This window comes from Brevibacterium iodinum ATCC 49514 (assembly GCF_900169265.1).
Lineage (GTDB): Bacteria > Actinomycetota > Actinomycetes > Actinomycetales > Brevibacteriaceae > Brevibacterium > Brevibacterium iodinum.
Map to the genome: position 1 here is coordinate 48,717 of NZ_FXYX01000003.1, position 18,796 is coordinate 67,512.

General features: G+C 63.5%; 16 protein-coding genes. 10 read left to right on the top strand and 6 right to left on the bottom strand.

What is annotated here, in order from left to right; all coding sequences use genetic code 11:
• The first annotated feature begins 163 nt into the window (after positions 1-163).
• The 4 genes from BI49514_RS04030 to BI49514_RS04045 are packed head-to-tail and all read left to right on the top strand — an operon-like array spanning position 164 to position 5,914.
• On the top strand, positions 164-1,147 hold the full coding sequence (locus BI49514_RS04030; RefSeq protein ID WP_101544505.1) for an ABC transporter permease: 984 nt from the start codon (positions 164-166) through the stop codon (positions 1,145-1,147).
• 1 nt (position 1,148) lies between these two features.
• Positions 1,149-2,066, top strand: coding sequence for an ABC transporter permease (locus BI49514_RS04035; RefSeq protein WP_101544678.1), 918 nt, complete (start codon positions 1,149-1,151; stop codon positions 2,064-2,066).
• Positions 2,059-4,164 (top strand): ABC transporter ATP-binding protein, encoded by a 2,106-nt coding sequence (locus BI49514_RS04040; RefSeq protein WP_244195155.1) that lies wholly within the window; start codon positions 2,059-2,061, stop codon positions 4,162-4,164. Before BI49514_RS04035 ends, BI49514_RS04040 begins: the two co-directional genes overlap by 8 nt.
• Before the next feature lie 52 nt (positions 4,165-4,216).
• A complete protein-coding gene (locus BI49514_RS04045; protein WP_101544509.1) occupies positions 4,217-5,914 on the top strand; it encodes an ABC transporter family substrate-binding protein in 1,698 nt (565 codons plus the stop codon).
• A 77-nt stretch (positions 5,915-5,991) separates the two neighbouring features.
• Here BI49514_RS04045 and BI49514_RS04050 read toward each other — a convergent pair whose 3' ends face one another.
• Positions 5,992-6,228: a hypothetical protein gene (locus BI49514_RS04050; RefSeq protein ID WP_101544511.1), complete on the bottom strand. Its 237-nt coding sequence runs from the start codon at positions 6,226-6,228 to the stop codon at positions 5,992-5,994.
• Positions 6,229-6,516: 288 nt separating this feature from the next.
• On the opposite strand from BI49514_RS04050, the gene BI49514_RS04055 reads away from it, so the two are divergent.
• The gene (locus BI49514_RS04055; protein ID WP_101544513.1) at positions 6,517-7,458 is read left to right on the top strand and encodes a D-2-hydroxyacid dehydrogenase family protein; all 942 of its coding nucleotides are present in this window, start codon (positions 6,517-6,519) and stop codon (positions 7,456-7,458) included.
• A gap of 85 nt (positions 7,459-7,543) precedes the next feature.
• On the top strand, positions 7,544-9,190 hold the full coding sequence (mdlC, locus tag BI49514_RS04060) for a benzoylformate decarboxylase (RefSeq protein WP_208634986.1): 1,647 nt from the start codon (positions 7,544-7,546) through the stop codon (positions 9,188-9,190).
• Between the two features lie 141 nt (positions 9,191-9,331).
• Here mdlC and BI49514_RS04065 read toward each other — a convergent pair whose 3' ends face one another.
• Positions 9,332-10,153 carry an aldo/keto reductase gene (locus BI49514_RS04065; RefSeq protein WP_101544515.1) on the bottom strand — a complete coding sequence of 274 codons (822 nt, stop codon included), beginning with the start codon at positions 10,151-10,153 and terminating at the stop codon, positions 9,332-9,334.
• Between the two features lie 236 nt (positions 10,154-10,389).
• Between BI49514_RS04065 and BI49514_RS04070 the strand changes: the two genes are divergently transcribed.
• On the top strand, positions 10,390-11,337 hold the full coding sequence (locus BI49514_RS04070) for a hypothetical protein (protein WP_101544517.1): 948 nt from the start codon (positions 10,390-10,392) through the stop codon (positions 11,335-11,337).
• Between the two features lie 3 nt (positions 11,338-11,340).
• Here the strand turns inward: BI49514_RS04070 and BI49514_RS04075 are convergent, their stop codons facing one another.
• Positions 11,341-12,711, bottom strand: coding sequence for a PTS transporter subunit EIIC (locus BI49514_RS04075; protein WP_101544519.1), 1,371 nt, complete (start codon positions 12,709-12,711; stop codon positions 11,341-11,343).
• On the opposite strand from BI49514_RS04075, the gene BI49514_RS04080 reads away from it, so the two are divergent.
• Complete coding sequence (locus BI49514_RS04080; RefSeq protein WP_101544521.1) at positions 12,699-13,061, top strand: PTS sugar transporter subunit IIB; 363 nt, start codon at positions 12,699-12,701, stop codon at positions 13,059-13,061. The genes BI49514_RS04075 and BI49514_RS04080 overlap by 13 nt on opposite strands.
• Before the next feature lie 123 nt (positions 13,062-13,184).
• Entirely contained in the window at positions 13,185-13,637 is a 453-nt protein-coding gene (locus BI49514_RS04085; protein WP_101544523.1) for a PTS sugar transporter subunit IIA, read from the top strand.
• A gap of 6 nt (positions 13,638-13,643) precedes the next feature.
• Here the strand turns inward: BI49514_RS04085 and BI49514_RS04090 are convergent, their stop codons facing one another.
• Complete coding sequence (locus BI49514_RS04090; protein WP_101544525.1) at positions 13,644-14,162, bottom strand: adenine phosphoribosyltransferase; 519 nt, start codon at positions 14,160-14,162, stop codon at positions 13,644-13,646.
• 89 nt (positions 14,163-14,251) lie between these two features.
• On the opposite strand from BI49514_RS04090, the gene BI49514_RS04095 reads away from it, so the two are divergent.
• Complete coding sequence (locus tag BI49514_RS04095; protein WP_101544527.1) at positions 14,252-14,866, top strand: protein-L-isoaspartate O-methyltransferase family protein; 615 nt, start codon at positions 14,252-14,254, stop codon at positions 14,864-14,866.
• Positions 14,867-14,868: 2 nt separating this feature from the next.
• Here the strand turns inward: BI49514_RS04095 and BI49514_RS04100 are convergent, their stop codons facing one another.
• Both BI49514_RS04100 and BI49514_RS04105 read right to left on the bottom strand, forming a co-directional pair.
• A complete protein-coding gene (locus BI49514_RS04100; RefSeq protein ID WP_101544529.1) occupies positions 14,869-16,689 on the bottom strand; it encodes an ABC transporter ATP-binding protein in 1,821 nt (606 codons plus the stop codon).
• A complete protein-coding gene (locus BI49514_RS04105) occupies positions 16,686-18,476 on the bottom strand; it encodes an ABC transporter ATP-binding protein (protein WP_244195154.1) in 1,791 nt (596 codons plus the stop codon). The genes BI49514_RS04100 and BI49514_RS04105 overlap by 4 nt, the downstream gene beginning before the upstream one ends.
• Positions 18,477-18,796: the final 320 nt, after the last annotated feature.

The following is an 18,796-nucleotide window of genomic DNA, read 5'->3' on the forward strand; positions in this document are numbered from 1 at the left end:
TAGTGGCTGATCAGAGGAAAATTCGCGCAAGGGAACCTTGAACGTTGATGACTGTCACCACCTTCCCGATTCGCCATGAGATCTATTCCCAGCTTCCCGGCCCGATGCACCATTCCGCGGATCACAGTGAGGGCAGTCTGATCCCTGCGTCGTAGTCGGCACCATGGGAAAGTACGTCCTGCGGCGGTTCATCAACTACTTCATCCTCGCGTTCATAGCGACGGTCACCGCCTACATCACCTCCAGCTCATTCATGGATCCGGCCTCCCGGTACCGTGGTCAGAATCCGCCGCTGTCAGAAGATTCGATTCGGTCCATCCTCAACGGCCACGGCACGAACCCCGAAGTCCCGATCCTCGAGAGGACCTGGCAGTGGTTGACGAACATCTTCCTCCACGGTGATTTCGGCACGACGGTCCACAACTCACCGGTGCTGCAGGAGATCCTCGTTCGGGCAGGTGTCAGCCTCAAGCTCCTGCTCATCGGATCGATCATCGGAGCCATCCTCGGCGTGATCCTCGGAGTCTGGGGAGCCGTCAAGCAGTACAAGGCATCCGACCAGGTCGTGACCTACGCGTCCTACCTCATCATCGCCACTCCGACATTCGTCATCGGCGTGATCCTCATGATCATCGCCACCGGATTCAACAATGCCCTCGGCACGACCCTCATCCGCTTCTCGGGTGATTACTCGGCGAATATCGACCCTGGCTTCTTCCCCTGGTTCACCGACCAGGTGTCACATATGCTGCTGCCGACCCTGGCGCTCGTGCTCATGGGCGCCGCGACGTACTCGCGCTACCAGCGTTCGGTCATGCTCGACGTGCTTGCATCGGACTTCATCCGCACCGCCAGGTCCAAAGGGCGCACCCGCAGAACCGCGTTGGTCAAGCACGGCGTGCGCGTCGCACTCATCCCGATGTCGACGTACTTCGCCTACGCGTTCGGCACCCTGGTCGCCGGGTCGTCGATGCTCGAGGTCGTCTTCTCGTGGAACGGCATGGGCCAGTTCACCATCAATTCGATCCTGCAGTCCGATATCAACGCGGCCGCAGGCTCCGTTCTCTTCGTCGCGGTGCTCACGCTCCTGGCCTCGACCTTGTCCGAGGTGCTCTATGCCGCACTCGACCCGAGAGTGAGGATCTGACTTGGCAACTGATATTCCGATCTCCACAGATCCCGACACCGGGGTGGTGACGAAGCGTTCGAAGCCGACCTCTCGGGCGATGCTCATCTGGCGCCGCCTGCGCTCGACCCCACGTTTCTGGGTCGGAGGGATCCTGCTCGCATTCTTTGTTCTCTTCGCTCTGTTCGGCAACACCATCAACATCTACTCGCCGACCGACCAGGATGTCTTCGCACTCAATGAGGGCCCGAGCGCCCAGCATTGGTTCGGTACGAACACGATCGGCCAGGACATCTACGCTCAGACCGTCGTGGGACTGCAGAAATCCCTGCTCATCGGCATCATCGCCGGGCCGTGTGCGAGCATTCTGGCCGCCATCATCGGATCGGCGGCAGGCTATTTCGGTGGTCGAGTCGAGACGATCATCGTCTGGTTCATCAACCTGCTGCTCGTGTTGCCGTCCTTCTTCATCCTTGTGCTCATGGCGCCTCTGCTGAGGCAGCTGTCGTGGACGGCCATCGTCGTCTTCCTCGTGCTCTTCGGTTGGATGATCATGGCTCAAGTCGTGCGCAACCAGACCAAGGCGATCAAGGATCGCGACTTCGTCCGAGCCGCCCGCTATATGGGCGTTTCGACTCCGAAGATCCTCAGCCGTCACATCATTCCCAACGTGGCCTCGATCCTCATCGTCGATGCGACGCTCGGGGTCGTCTCCGCGATCCTTGCCGAGACCTCCCTGAGCTACTTCAATCTGGGCATTCAGAAACCCGACGTGTCGATCGGCACTCTGCTGGCCGAAGGCTCCGGAGCGGCGGCCACGCGTCCCTGGCTGTTCGTCTTCCCCGCCGGGGTGCTTGTGCTCATGCTCTTCGCGATCAGCCTCATGGCCGATGCCCTGCGGGATGCGATCGATCCGACCTCAGGAGTCAACCGTGACTGAAACCCTCGACATCGACCTCGCCCCCGTCACCGCGGCAGAACCCATCCTTGAGGTCAGAGACCTGACGGTGACCTTCCCCAACCCCAAGGGCGACGTTCAAGCGGTGCGCGGGGTCAACTACGAGGTCAGACCGGGCGAGTTCCTCGGCATCGTCGGCGAATCCGGCTCAGGCAAATCCGTTTCCTCGATGGCTGTGATGGGTCTGCTTCCCTCCACCGCTCAGATCGCCGGCTCCATCCGGTACCGCGGCCAGTCTCTTCTCGACATGAACGACCACCAGATGTCGAAGCTGCGTGGCCGCGAGATCGCCATGGTCTTCCAAGACCCGCTGTCGGCACTGACTCCCGTCTATACGATCGGAGAACAGATCTCCGAGGGTCTGATCATCCATGACCCGAGCCTGTCGAAAGAGGCCGCGAACGATAGGGCGATCGAACTGCTCAGAATCGTCGGCATCCCAGGGGCGGAGCGGCGGGTGAAGTCATATCCGCACGAGTTCTCCGGAGGCATGCGGCAGCGAGCCATGATCGCCATTGCGATCGCCAATGATCCCGATCTCATCATCGCCGACGAGCCGACGACGGCATTGGACGTGACGATTCAGGCTCAGATCCTCGACGTGCTGCAGAAAGCACGCGAGATCACCGGTGCCGCGATCGTGCTGATCACCCACGACCTCGGCGTGGTAGCTGGAAACGCCGACCGAATCGCTGTCATGTACGCCGGCCGCCTCGTCGAGACCGGGGGAGTGGAGCAGGTCTTCCACAGCCCGCAGATGCCCTATACGACAGGACTGCTGCGTTCGGTGCCGAACCTTGCCACAGCGGGAACCCAGAGACTCGTTCCGCTCGAGGGCAAACCGCCTTCGCTGTCGAATCTCGCGCCGGGGTGCCCGTTCGCACCGCGTTGTCCGATCGCGGTCGACAGATGCCGCGAGGTCGAGCCCGAACTCGTCGAACACGGTGTCACCGGCGTGCAGGCGGCCTGCCACCGTGCCGACGAGATCGCCCGGGGCGATCTGAAAGCCAAGGACATCTACCCGCGCCCCGACCCGGTGGCGACTCGAGTGAAAGACGACGCAGCACCGAACATCCTTGAGGTCACCGGTCTGCAGAAGCACTTCCCTCTGCTCAAAGGTGCCGTGTTCAAGCGACAGATCGGCACGGTGAAAGCCGTCGACGGAATCGATCTCGAGATCAAGGCCGGCCAGACCCTCGGACTGGTGGGCGAATCGGGCTGCGGGAAGTCGACGACGATCGGTGAAGTCCTGGAGATGGTCGCCCCGCAGAAGGGGCGGCTGGTCATCAACGGCATCGATGTCGCGGACCTGAACAAGCGTGAACGTCTGGCCATGCGCAGAGACGTCCAGGTCGTCTTCCAGGATCCGATGGCCGCCATCGACCCGCGGCTGCCGGTCGGCGAAGTGATCGCCGAACCGCTGACCGTGCACAAAGTGTCGGCTCAGGAGCGCAACGACAAGGTTGCCGAGATGCTCGAACTCGTCGGCCTCGACGCGTCGATGGCCGAACGCTATCCGCATGAGTTCTCCGGTGGGCAGCGGCAGCGCATCGGCATCGCTCGGGCCTTGGTGACGAACCCGAAGCTGCTTGTCCTCGACGAACCCGTCTCGGCTCTGGACGTCTCCGTCCAAGCAGGTGTCATCAATCTGCTCGAAGACCTGCGTGACACCTTGGGACTGTCCTATCTGTTCGTCGCTCACGACCTCGCGGTCGTCCGCCAGATATCGGACTATGTCGCCGTGATGTATCTCGGTCGGATCGTCGAGTACGGCGAATCCGACGCGCTCTATCGGCAGCCGCGGCACCCCTATACACGTGCACTGATGTCAGCGATCCCCGTCCCCGACCCCGAAGTCGAACGGTCTCGGGAACGGGTGCTGCTCACCGGAGATCTGCCGAGCCCGACCGATGAGATCTCCGGCTGCAACTTCCGCACCAGGTGCCCGCTGTTCAACCTGCTGCCGGACGGGGACAGGCAGATGTGCCTGACCGATGACCCCCGTCCGCGGTCACTGGAAGGCGACCTCGTCGCCTGCCACCATGCGGAGCGGATCACGGAGCTCGACACCGCGACCTGAAGCCGCACCCCTAGCCCACCTCGAGGAACACCACACTAGAAATGAGGAACTCATGAGAATGAGGAAGAAGGCGACAATGGTCGTCGCCGCGACCGCTGCGCTGGGCCTGGCACTGTCCGGCTGCCAGCAGGCGAACAAGGACTCCGGCGGAGTCGACAGCGACAAGGCGGACAAGGAGATCTCCGGACTCCCCACCACCGACTACCAGAAAGCCGGATACGACGAGGTCAAGGACGGCGGCACGCTGACCTACCCGATCACCGAGATCCCCGCGAGCCTCAACTACTACCACGCCGACGGCGCCCACGTGGACAACAACAACATCTACGGCACCACCTTGGGCGGACCGGTCAAGATCAAGGATGACGGCACCTGGGAAGTCGACAAGAACTACGCCGAGAGCGTCGAGATCGCCAGCGAGGATCCTCTGGTCATCGACGTCAAGCTCAATAAGGACGCCGTCTGGGAGGACGGCACACCGATCGACGTCGACGACTACAAGGCGTTCTGGCAGACTCGCGACGGAAACCACGACGAGTTCGAGGTCGCTTCGACCAAGGGCTACGAGGACATCGAGAAGATCGAATCCGGCAAGGACAAGCACGACGTCAAGGTCACCTTCAAGACCCCGAACATCGATTGGCCGAACTACATCGGCGCCTTCCTGCCCAATGAGATCACCGAGGATGCCGACTCCTTCAACAAGGACTACACGAAGAAAGTCCTGCCTTCGAACGGTCCCTACAAGGCCGACAAGGTCGACACGAAGTCCGGCGTCATCACCATGGTCAAGAACGACAAATGGTGGGGACAGGAACCCAAACTCGACAAGGTGATCTTCAAGGTCGTCTCTCAGGCACAGCAGGCTCAGGAATATGCCAACAAGGAGATCGACCTTGTCGATGTCGGCACCGATGGCGACTCCTACAAGACCGCCGGCAAGCGCGAAGACGGAGAGATGTACAAGTCGCAGGGCATGGAATACACACACCTGACGATGAATGCGAAGAAGGGTGCGCTCAAGGAGCAGGAAGTCCGTGACGCGATCGGTCATGCGATCAACCGCGAAGCCATCGCCCAGGCTGCGATCGGCCCCGTCGAAGCACCGGTGACTCTCATCAACAACGTCACATTCATGCCCGGCCAGGAGGGCTACCGGGACAACACCGCCGGCAGCCTCGACTTCGACCAGGAGAAGGCGAAGAAGATCCTCGACGACGCCGGCTGGAAAGAAGGCGACGGGGGAGTCCGCGAGAAGGACGGAGAGAAGCTCAAGTTCAAGATCGTCGTTCCCGCCGATACCGCTTCGAATGCCCAGCGTGCCGAACAGTTGATGAAGGACCTCAACGAGATCGGCTTCAAGGTCGAAATCGAAACCGTTCCGGTCGCCGCGTATTTCGCCGACCACGTGCTCAACGGCAACTTCGAGATGGCGACGTTCACCTGGCAGGGTACAGCCTTCCCGATCTCCTCGGGATCGAACCTGTTCTACCCGGCGGATTCCGCGCAGAACCACTCGAAGATCTCAAGCGATGCGATCGGCGAGAAGTTCAAGGCTGCGACGAAATCACTCGATCCGGCCGAGGCGAAGAAGCTGGCGAACGAGGGCGATGCCGAGGTGCTCAAGCTCAAGCCGCTCATCCCCTTCTACCCGACACCATATGTGTGGGGCGTGAGGAATGACGTCCTCAACCTCGGACCGCGACAGCTCGAAACACCCGACTGGACCGAGATCGGCTTCAAGAAGTGATGCACTGATCGATCGAAGCATTCCGAGACTGCCGGCCCCGTGGGATCACGTTCCCCACGGGGCCGGTCCTGCTGTGTTCAGACGAGTCCGACTGCCACCAGGAGCACCAGCACCAGAGTCACCCCGATGACGCCCAGACTCCATCGAGTGCTGACGTGATCGGCAACGCCGGACGGACCGCTTCGCACAGCCGTTTCAGGCGCATGGGCCTGGGTATGCTCCCATCGACGCAGCAGCTCGAACGCGGGGTGATTGTCCAGAGACTCCGGTCGGGTTCCGCCGGTCAGTCCGGAATCGATCTTCCGTCGCGGCATTCCGGGAGCGTTCCACGGTCGGATGCACTTCGTCGGCTCCGACGACGAGAGCCGGCCGCCAGAGGATGATGAACGCGAGCCAGCCGATGAGTACAAGTCCTGGACCGAAACGACCGACGGTGTCCCACGCCCCGCGCAGCAGCGCGTCGCCGAGGAGGAAAGCGAGGAATGCTCACACGATGACCGTGATGATGGGGCCGCTGCGTTGTCTCAGGATGATCGGTGCACTCACCAGCCCAGCCTATCGGCTCTAGGATGTAGGTCACACGACTTCAGGAGAGGAACACAATGCGCATCGTCGTTCTCGATGACTATCAGCAGGTGGCATGCAGGTTCGCGGACTGGAGCGGTCTCGACGCCGAGGTCGAGTTCATCGATCGTCCCATCGTCGACGACGATGACCTGGTGCAGGTCCTCTCCGGCGCCGAGGTGGCTGTGGCGATGCGAGAGAGAACCGCCTTCACCGCCGTCCGGCTGGAACGGCTGCCGAACTTGCGTCTGCTCGTGACCACGGGACGGGTCAACGCCTCCATCGACGTGGAGGCGGCGCGTGCGCAGGGGATCGTGGTCTGCGGAACCGAGTCGACCACCTCGGCGACACCCGAGCTGACCTGGGGGCTCATCCTTTCCGTTCTGCGCAGCATCCCGGCCGAGGACGCCGCCGTCCGAGGCGGCGGTTGGCAGTCGACCGTCGGGGGAGACCTCGATGGGCACCGCCTCGGCGTGGTCGGTCTGGGACGTCTGGGAACGAAGGTCGCGCGGGTCGGTGCGGCCTTCGGCATGGACGTCGTGGCGTGGAGCCAGAACCTCGACGCGGAACGGGCGGACGCCTTGGGCGTGCGCGCGGTGAGCAAGGACGAACTGTTCTCCACCGCCGACGTGGTGACTCTTCATTACAAACTCAGCGAGCGCAGCCGAGGACTCGTGGGAGCCGCCGAACTCGCGGCGATGAAGTCCGACAGCATCCTCGTCAACACCTCGCGCGCCGGACTCGTCGACACCGACGCACTCATCACCGTGCTGGAGGCCGGTGGGATCCGTGGCGCCGGACTCGACGTCCACGACGAAGAGCCGCTGCCGGTGGACCATCGCCTGCGCAGCGCACCGCGCACCGTGCTCACCCCGCACCTGGGATACGTCACCGAAGACACCTATCGGATCTTCTTCACTCAGGCAGTCGAGGACATCGCAGCCTGGATCGCAGGAGAGCCGATCCGCGTGCTGGGCTGATGCGCCAACGGATATGGTGAGGTGAGAGAGGCGCCACACAACTCGACCCCTCCGCGAGAGCACCACGAACGAAAGCAGAGGCACCATGGCCGACCAATCCGACAGAGACGACGGAGAGATGACAGTCCTCGACGCGAGTCTGGAGGTCTTCCGTGCTCACGGGATGACGACGATCTTCGGAAATCCGGGTTCGAACGAGCTGCCGTTCCTCGCAGGACTCGGCGAGGATTTCCGGTTCGTCCTCGGTCTGCATGAGCAGGTCGTCGTCGGCATGGCCGAAGGATACGCACGGGCCGCGGGAGGACCGGCGCTGGTCAATCTGCACGCCGCCTCAGGGTCGGGCAACGGCATGGGTGCGCTGACGAACGCCCGCTACGGCCACGTTCCGCTCGTCGTCCTCGCAGGTCAGCAGGTGCGCCGCACCGTCGGTCAGGAGACGATGCTCGCCAGCGTCGATGCTTCGACCCTGCCTGCTCCGCTGGTGAAGTACTCACACGAGCCGCTGTCGGCCACCGACGTGCCGCGCACACTCTCGCAGGCGGCGCTCGAGGCCACGACTCACCCGAGCGGTCCCGTCTACGTCTCGGTTCCGCTCGACGACTGGGACGAACCGGCCCTTCCCGATGACGCACTGTTGGCAAAGCGTTCGGTGGCGACGGCGGGAACCATGCCGGAGTCGCTGCGCCGCGAACTCACCGACGTCCTCGACGGGGCGAAGAACCTTGCCCTCGTCCTCGGCCCGCAGGTCGATGCCGCCGCAGTCGCTGATCCGAGCGTCTATGAGGATGCCATGGTTCTGGCCGAACGCCTCGATGCCTCCGTCTTCGTCGCCCCATCACCGACACGCTGCCCGTTCCCGACGACGCACCCGAACTTCGAAAGCGTCCTCGTCCCGGGCATCAAGTCGGTGCGCGACCGGTTGTCCGGCCACGATGTCGTCCTTGTCATCGGTGCAGCCACGTTCCGGTACCACCGCTGGGAGCCGGCGAACTATCTGGAGCCGGGTACCGAGGTCATCCAGATCACCCAAGATCCGAGGGAAGCGACGCGGGCACCGTTCGGTCGCGCCGTCGTCGCGGACGTCGCGACTGCGCTCGCCGACTTGGCGGAGGCGACGGCGGATCGAGGAACGCGCCGAGGCGACCGCGGGTCCCGAACCGTGACCGCGCCCGCCCGAACGGAGCAGGGGATGTCCGGCGTCGAGGTGCTCGCCGTGCTCAACGATCATGTCGACGACAGCGTCGTCTACGTCAATGAGACGACCACGCTCGACCTCGAATACCTCGAGCGGATCGTCATCGACAGACCGGGCATGTACCACTTCCCGGCCTCGGGAGGGCTCGGCTTCGGTCTGCCGGTCGCGGTGGGGATGGCGATCGGTGACCCCCAGAAGACCATTGTCGCCACCGTCGGCGACGGGTCTGCGAACTACGGACTCACGGCCCTGTACACCGCAGCGCAGCTGGGAACGAAGACGATCTTCGTCATCGTCAACAACTCCGGCTACGGTGCGCTGTCCGGATTCGCCAAGCGGATGGGAGTTCCCGATACCCCAGGGCTGACTCTGGGCGCGATCGACTTCGTGTCGTTGGCACAGGGCTACGGAGTCCCGGCCAACCGGACCACGACCCGAGAGGAATTCGAGATTGCCTACCGTGAGGCCCTGCAGGCCGACGGGCCGGTGCTCATCGACGCCGTCGTCCTCGGTGTCGATGGCAAGCCGGCGGAGTGACAGAACGACGAAGCCGCCGGAGAGTCGGAACTCTCCGGCGGCTTCGTCATTGCTCGACCTGACTGCTCAACCGGCCACGTCGGTCACGACCGTTGGTCGGGGTGGGCCGCCTCGGCGAGGTTTTGGGCGAAGCTGACCGGGTCAGTTCACCTCGGAAGGATCGGCCGAGACGCGGCCGCCGTTCTCGAGCGCGTCGATGGCTGCCACCTCGGCGTCGGTGAGTTCGAAGTCGAAGATGTCGAAGTTCTGTTCCATGCGGTCGCGGTTGTTCGACTTCGGGAAGACGACGTGGCCCTTCTGCAGGTGCCATCGGATGATCGCCTGAGCCCAGGACTTCTCATGGGCGGCAGCGATCTCACCGATGACGGTGTTTGCGTAGTCGACCTTGCCCTGTCCCAACGGGCCCCAGGCCTCGATCTTGATGTCGTGTTCGGCCAGCAGCGGACGGGTGTCGACCTGCTGGAACTGCGGGTGGACCTCGATCTGGTCGACGGCTGGGATGATGCCGGTGTCGAGGATCTCCGGCAGGAAGCGGTGGTCGAAATTCGACACGCCGATCGAGGAGGTCAGGCCCTGGTCGCGGTAGCCGGGGAAGGCCTCCCAGGTTTCGACGGAGTTCTTGTTCGCCGGGGTCGGCCAGTGGATGAGGTAGAGGTCGACGTGGTCGAGGCCGAGCTTCTCCAGGGATTCTCCGAGGGCCCGCTTGGATTCTTCCGCACCGTGGCGGTCATTCCACAGCTTGGTCGTCACGAAGAGTTCGTCGCGGGCGATCCCGGACTTCGCGATGGCCCGGCCGACGCCTTCCTCATTGCCGTAGACAGCAGCGGTGTCGATGTGGCGGTAGCCGACTTCGAGGGCGTCGGTGACGATGCGTTCGGTCTCGTCGGGGTCGACCTTGAAGACGCCGAATCCCAGCTGCGGGATCGTCTTGCCGTCGTTGAGAGTGAGTGTGGGAACCGTCATGGTGTACGCCTTTCGTCACGGGGCCGGAATGATCTGCGGAACGTCCTTGGGGATGTCTCCGCGGATTCGGGAATCTGAAGGTGATCCCCGAGCGACTCTATAACGACAGTGTCGTTGGCGATCATTCCCGATTTCTCTCTGTTTCTTCATTTTTCGATGCCGCCACGAGCGATCAGTGTCGAGACTGGCACACGTTGTGACCGTGGAAGCGAGTGTGAGACCGATAGGTTCGAGACATGGGGGAACGAAGAGCACATCATCGCCGCCGGATCGCGTCTGTCGCTGCCGTCATTGTTGCGGCGGTCGGGCTGTCCGGGTGTTTCGGACCAGATCTCAGCGACCGTGCGCACGACATCGGCGCGGTGCTGTCGACTAAGGCGGGGGTCGAAGATGTCAGCACCGTTTACCAGAACGGCTTCGATTCGGGTCGGTTGCTGGCTCACACCGTCACAATGTCCACCGATGCGACACACAATCAAGCCCTCGAGGTGGCCGCCGCGTTCGATCAGGAGACCGGTCCGGATTTCGATCGCTATGACCAGGAGCTCACGCTCCTGGTTTCGGATCAGGAACTTGATATCAGAGACAACACGAGTAGTGACATCATGGCGGAGCGAACGTCGCATCTTCTTATCCTCGCTGCATCACTGTCCGCCGATCGAATCGAGTGGAATAGACAGTCGAAGCAGAGTACCTTCGAAGACTCACTGGAGCTGAGCGACGCGCAGACTGACCCCTTCCGGACAATCAGTGCGGTACGGACAGAGCTCGGCTCCGAAGACTTCCAACTGAGGACCAGAGCTCCGTCCCAGGCTGAGTGGAATGTGGATTTCCCGTTCTCAGAGCAGGCGCAGAACCGTCTGGAGACTGCAATCAGCCCGATCCTTGACCAGAATGATGAGATCAGGATCGAAGACGACCAGGTGTCGAGCTATTTTGTTGAAATCCCTGACGGACCAGAAGCGGTCAGTCAGCTGAGAGACAAAATCGAACGCATTGACGTTGTCAACACTCAGTCTTGGGATTTCCACTGGACTCTCAACGCGGGGCCGAACAATCAGTGGAATCCAGGGTGGGTCAATGTGGGCGGATGCGACTATGGCGATGAACCAGACTCGCAGTCCACCACAGGGGCACAGACGGTTGAGGATCAGCTGCGAGCTCTGTACGACACGTGCCAGTGAGTGTCAGCTCCGCCCTTCGTCTTGAGCGCGCTTCTTGCCCGTGGACTCCTCGGCGGCGAGCTGCGCTTCGTCGAAGACCGATGGAGTTCCGGTGCCGGTGTCGGTCTCGTCCTCGCGACCCGGGGTGTGCAGATTGAACTTGATGATCGCCCACCGGAACAGGAAGTAGTAGATGACAGCATAGGCCAGTCCGATGACCAGCAGAAGCAGGACCGGCCCGATGCCGCCGGACAGTTCCGACGCTCGTCCGAGGTTGAGCAGGTAGTCGAGGCCACCGGCGGAGAAGCCGAATCCGGATTTGATACCGAGCGCATTCACCAGCGCCAGTGACGTGCCGGTGAGCACGGCGTGGACCGCGTAGAGCGGGAATGCGACATAGGCGAAGGCGTATTCGAGCGGTTCCGTGATTCCGGTGATGAACGCGGTCAGGGCCACCGAGAGCATAATGCCGCCGACGATCTTTCGGCGCTTCGGATGCGCGGTGTGGTAGATGGCCAGGGCCGCAGCTGGGAGCGCAAACATCATGATCGGGAAGAAGCCGGTCATGAACGAGCCCGTCCAGTCTGCCGTGCCGTCGACGCCGGAGAAGAAGCAGGTGATGTCGCCGTGGGCGGTGTCTCCCGAGGCGGTTGTGCACGAACCCAACTGGAACCACGGCAGGTTATTGAGCAGGTGGTGCAGTCCGAAAGGGATGAGGAGGCGGTTGATCGTGCCGAAGACGAACCCTGTGCCCGGGTTGGCTCCGTGCTCCATGAGGAAGCCGCCCACGCCTTTGTTGATGAGGGCGTCGAAGACCGGATAGATGAGCGCCATGATCACGGCGATGACCATCGACGCGACCGCAGTGACGATCGGGACAAAACGGCGACCGCCGAAGAAGCCGAGGTAGGTCGGCAGCTTGATCCGGTGATAGCGCTGATAGAGCAGGGCGGTGATGATGCCGACGACGATTCCGCCGAGCACTCCGAAGTTGATGACGTTCTCGCCCTCACCGTTGTCCGAGCCGAAGCCCGGAGCCATGGCTGTGAAGACTCCGGTGAGGACCATATAGCCGACGACGGCGGCCAGTGCCGTGGATCCGTCGGCCTTCTTCGCGAAGCCGATGGCCACACCGACGGCGAAGATCAGCGGCAGGTTGTCGAACAGAGCCGAACCGGCGGCCGCGAATACCGTCGCCACCGGCAGCAGCCAGTCCGCGAACTGGCCGAGCCCATCGGCGCCGAGCATGTCCGGCTGGCCGAAGCGCATCAGCAGGGCCGCGGCCGGAAGCACGGCGATCGGGAGCATGAGGGAGCGTCCGACGCGTTGGAGCTGGGCGAACCCTGGTATCGCCTTCCTGCGATTCTTGGGTGCCTCAGCGGATGCGGTGGTCATCGGTTTCCTCCTCGGAAGTGGGGCAGTTGGACACGAGTCGCCGTAGACTTGTGACGCAGATCGCAGAACGTGAAATCGACGCGGGCGCATGGACGCCGGAGATGAAGGTGACAGACATGGACAAAGCAGCACAGATCCTCGCCGGACTGGGCGGTGCCGACAACATCGACGACATCGAAGCGTGCATCACTCGCCTGCGCGTCGAGGTCGACGATGACTCTCTCGTCAACGAACAGGCGCTCACAGCAGCCGGTGCGTTCGGCGTGGTGGTGCAGGGAAGCGCGGTCCAGGTCGTCGTCGGCCCGGAGGCCGACAACCTCGTCGATGACATCGAAGACCTCATGGGCTGAGTCACGTCTTCGTCTCCTCTGCTCGCCGGTGAGCATCTGCTGGTCGACAGTGATCCTTGTCTGTAGTCTGAGGTCAGTCTAGGCGAAGTACACCTGATTTTGGAGAAAGGCGGCCTGCTGACTATGGCAGTCACGATCGCTGCACCCATCACCGGCACGGTGATCCCATTGACGGAGGTTCCCGACCCCGTCTTCGCAAAAGCGCTCGTCGGTCCCGGAGCGGCCATCGACCCCGGCGAGGCCGCGAACCTGACCGTCACGGCTCCTGTCTCAGGAAAGCTGACGAGCCTCAAGCCCCACGCGTTCGTCATCTCCCACCGGCCCGATCAGGGTGTGCTCGTCCACCTGGGCATCGACACCGTTCACCTGAAGGGAGCGGGTTTCACGCTCCGTGCCGAGGCAGGGCAGCAGGTCGAGGCCGGCGAAGAGATCGTCGTCTGGGACTTGGAGGCCGCACGGGAGGCGGAGAAGTCCGTGATCGTTCCGGTCGTCGTCCTCGAAGCCGACGTCGAGGACCTGACCCTCGCCGAGGCGGGACCGATCTCTGCCGGCGATGCCCTCATCCGAATCGGCTGAGGCGTCTCACTCCGCGAAGAGGGTATGAACCTCGCCCGTATGCTCGCGTCCGCCGAGCGCGGTGAGCTCAAGGACGACGGCTGAGCCGATGACCTCAGCGCCGAGATCGGCGACCAGGGACTGGGCCGCTGTGAGCGTTCCGCCGGTGGCGAGGATGTCATCGATGAGGAGGACGCGCTCGCCCTTCTCCAGGACATCGGGACCTTCGATCGTGGCGGTGCCGTATTCGAGCGTGTACGACACGGCAGCCGCTGGGCGGGGGAGTTTTCCGGCCTTGCGGATCGGCAGGATTCCGACTCCCGTCATCGCGGAGACGGCACCCGCGAAGAGGAAGCCACGGGCCTCGAGCCCGCCGACGATATCGAACTGTCCGGCGAAAGGTTCGATGAGCGCCTCGGTGACGACCCGCATCGCCGGACCGTCGGCGAGCAGCGGGGAGATGTCGCGGAAGACCACTCCCGGTTCGGGATAGTCGGGAATCGAGGTGATGAGGCTCTGGGCGCGGGAGAGATCGGATTGAGTCACGGCACAACGATACTCGGTGGCGGCATTGCGCCCTCTGCATGCACCGGCACAATGGGAGGTGCCGGGGGTCGCTGGGGATCGGAGGAACCATGACAACGGATGAGACGCACGGTCGAATCGCCGAGGCGTTCGCCCGGGTTCCGCGCGAACGCTTCCTGCCGATAGCGGAACGTCAGAATGCCTTAGACAATGTGCCCCTGTCGATCGGGCGCGGGCAGACGAATTCGCAGCCGAGCACCGTCGCGGACATGCTCCGGCTGCTTGATCCGCAGCCGGGTGAGACCGTCCTCGACCTCGGATCAGGCTCCGGGTGGACCTCGATGCTGCTCGCCGTCCTCGTCGGGCCGGCCGGGCGTGTGCGCGGGGTCGAACGGCATCCCGAGCTCGTCGACTCCTCGCAGGCGGCCATCGACGCCGTCACCGCTGATGCCCCAGACCAGGAGACCCTCGCCGAGGTGGCCATCCACGCAGCCATTCCGGGTGCCCTCGGTCTCCCGGCTGAGGCCCCGTTCGACCGGATCCTCGTCTCCGCCGGGACAGAGACACTGCCCGACCAGCTCGTCGATCAGCTGGCCTTCGGCGCCACGATGGTCATTCCCGTCGCAGGGGAGATGCTCCGAGTCGTCCGTGACGGGCCAGGTGCCGACGAGCTGGCGATCACTCGTCACGGCCGGTACCGGTTCGTGCCGCTGATCAGCGAGTGACCTCACACGAGGGAGTCGCGCCAGGCCTGGTGCAGCTGCGCGAACTTGCCCGTTCCGGAGATGAGTTCGTCGGGTGTCCCGTCCTCGATGATCCGACCGGACTCCATGACGAGCACGCGATCGGCGATCTCGACGGTGGACAGCCGGTGGGCGATGATGATCGCGGTCCTGCCCTCGAGCACCGTGGCCAGAGCGTTCTGCACCAACCGCTCCGAGGGGATGTCGAGGTGTGCGGTCGCCTCGTCGAGGACGACGACATCCGGATCGGCGAGGAACACCCGGGCGAACGACACCAGTTGGCGCTGTCCCGAACTCAGCCGGCCGCCGCGTTTCTTCACATCCGTGGCATACCCTTCGGGCAGCCTGCGGATGTACGCGTCCAGGCCCACCGCCGTCGCCGCCGCCACGACGTCGTCATCGCTGGCGCCAGGATTGCCGATGCGGATGTTGTCGGCGATCGTGCCGGCGAAGAGGAACGACTCCTGAGTGACCATGACGACCGACGATCGCAGCTGCGCATCATCGAGATCACGCAGATCCACCTCGTCGAGGGTGATCCGACCCTCGCTGGGATCGTAGAACCGGGTGACGAGCTTGACCAAGGTCGATTTGCCCGCGCCCGTGGCGCCGACGAGCGCAACGATCTGCCCCGCCGGAATATTCAGGTCGAAGCGGGGGAGGACATCGTGTCCGTCCGCATATGCGAAGCGGACATTGTCAAGGTCGAGGGCACGGCCATTGGCGGCAGCATCATTGCTGGCATGCGCGGGCAGAACATGCGGCTGGGTCGGTTCGACCACCTCGGGGTCGGTGTCGAGGACCGCCGCGATCTTCTCCAACGCCGCCGAGGCGGACTGATAGAGATTGAACGCCTGCACAAGTTCATCGAGCGGACCGTAGAACCGGCGCAGGTAAAGGATGAATGCGGCGAGCACACCGATCTGCGTCCACCCTTCGATGACCAGCCAGGCTCCGATGACGATGATGACCGTCTGCGTGATGTTGCCGATCAGCCGCGTCCACCCGGCGAACCACGCCACCCCGCGCAGGGCATCGGTGTTCGCGTCCCGGTAGCGGGCATCCTGATCGCTCAGCGTCCCGCGCCGCTCCGGCTGCCTGCGATACGCCTGCACGGCGCGGATGCCGCCCATCGTCTCGACGAAGTGGACGATGACCTTAGCGATCGACGTCCGGGTCCGCCGATACGCGCTGCGCTGAGTCGAATGCGCGGCCTTCGTGATGAAGAACAGCGGCACGAACCCGGCGAAGACGACGATGGCCAAGGGCACATCGAGGACGACGAGGGTGACAGCGATGAAGAGCATCTGCAGTACCGCCAGAGCCGTTTCGAACAGCGAATACGACAGGAACTGCTGCACCGATTCCATGTCCGAGGTCTGCCGAGACACGAGCCGACCCGAGGTCGACTTCTCGTGATAGCCCAGGTCAAGGCGCTGCACATGAGTGAACACCCGCTCACGCAGAGTGAAGAGGATCTTCTGCGCAGTGATCCCGACGAGTCTCGTCGAGGTGAAAGCCAGGATCGCCGAGGCGACCGCGGAGACCACGAAGAACGTGACCGCCCGAATCAGCGGCCCCGTATCCCCGTCGATGGCTGCGGGCACACCGTTGTCGAGGGCATCGGCGATGAACACCGGGCCGATGACCATGAGCACCGCGGTGAGGACGACGATGACCGCGAGGAAGATGATCATCCCCAGATGCGGTCTGACCAGAGACATCAGCAGGGCTCGCGCCTTCTTCGCAATATCCGGCGGCAGCTGCTCGACTTCGTCGTCGCTGTCGAGTCGTGGCATGCTCATGGTGTCCCTCCTTCCTTCGTCGAGGCGGCCGCCCCCGGATACGTATGCGCATCGGCTTTCGCGCTCGCCCCCATGAGTTCGCGGTAGAGCTTCGAGGACTCGAGCAGCTCTTCGTGGGTGCCGAGCGCTGCGATCCGGCCCTCGTCGAGCACCGCCACCACATCGGCCAATGCAGCTGTGGATGGGCGGTGGGCGATGATGAGAGTCGTCGAATCCGGCAGGATCACCCGCAGTGCTCGCTGCACTCGGTCCTCGGTATCGACGTCGACGGCCGAGAGCGGGTCGTCGAGCACGAGGATGCGCGGACGCGCGATGACCGCACGAGCCAGAGCGAGGCGCTGACGCTGACCGCCGGACAGGGACAGTCCCTGTTCGCCGACCTGCGTATCCAGACCATCGGGCAGTCGGAAGACGAAATCCTTCGCCGCCGCGATCTCGAGGGCCTCCCAGATCTCCTCCTCGCTCGCGCCCGGGGCACCCATCTCGACGTTCTCGGCCACCGAGGTCGAGAACAGGATCGGATCCTCGAAGGACACGGACACGAGGTGACGCAGCTCGTTGACCGGCATGTCTCGGATATCGACGTCGTCGATGCTCACCGTGCCGGCGGAGACGTCCTGAAGCCTGGGCACCAGTGACGCCAGCGTCGTCTTTCCCGAGCCGGTCGCCCCGACGAGAGCGAGAGTCTGACCGGGCTCGATGGTGAGATCGAGACCGCGCAGAGTCAGTCGCTCGGTATCGGCGAAGTGGAAATCGACATCGTCGAAGCGCAGCTTTCCGCGGTAGCGGCCGACTGCGGGGGCATCGTCGACACCGCCGTCGGCATCGGTGATGTCGTGGCGGATGTCGATGACCTCCCAGTACCGTCCTGCGGCGGTCAGCGCCATGAGCGCATCGGCGAGCAGGAAGCCGAGCATCTCGATGGGCATCCGCAGCACCATCGAGATCGTCACGGCCGCCACGACCGTGCCGATCGTCGTCCAGCCCTCGATGACACCCCACGTGCCGACGGCGACGATCGCGGCCTGAGCCAGAGTCGGCAGCAGCAGGAGTACGCTCCACAGCCACGAGTCGAGCTTCGCTTTGCGGATCTCCAAGGACTTCAGCCGGGTCGAGATCTCGGAGAAGCGCTCGGCGGCCCAGGGGGAGCGTCCGAAGGACTTGAGGATGCGGATGCCCTGGATGGACTCCTCGACGTCGGTGGTCAGTTCGCCCATAGTGTCCTGCGACCGACGGGAGGTCTCCCGATAGTGCTTCTCGAAGACGGCGACCGCGATGATCGCCGGCACTGCCATGATGACCATGATCAGACCGAAGACGGGCTGCATGATCACGAGCATCACCGTGCCGACGGCGAGCACGATCGGTGTGGAGAGGAGGAACGGGAGCCCGAACGCGAAGAAGCGACGCAGCTGAGACAGATCATTCACCGCGCGCGAGAGGAGCTGGCCGGACTCCCAGGAGTCGTGGATCGCCACCGAGGTGTACTGCAGACGATCGAACAGGCGCGAACGCCACGTCACCTCCCAATGGGAGACGACGGGAGCGACGACCATGCGCCTGGCCCACATCCCGACAGCCTCGGCGATGCCGATGAACAGGACCCCGAGGACCGGCAGCCACAGGCCCGACAGATCGCGATGGGCGATGGGTCCGTCGACGATGTGGCCGGTGATCACCGGGACGATCAGCTGGATTCCGTTGGCCAGGAGAGTGAGGACGAGTACGAGGACGTACACGCCGATGCGGGAGCGGAGATCAGGCCAGAAACGGAGGAGGGGGCGCACGAGAATCCAGCCTAGTCGCAGACTGTGATCTATTCCACGAATCCGGCAAACAGGCTTCCCGTTTCTCTGTGCGCCGAATATCGCGGTCATGCGGAACGGCGGTGGGGAATGGGGACGCTGTGCCGCCTCGGCGAGTCTCGCCTGGCAACCATTGTCGGTCTCGAATGTCGGGACGAACGTTTGCGAGGTTTGACACCCTCGAGTGCTGCGGGGAACTATTGAGGCATGACTCACCTTCTTGTCGTCGTTATTACCCAGCGCGCGGATCTTCCGTAGCCTGTCGAGACGACACGTTCCGCGCGCCCCTACCGAATCCGGAG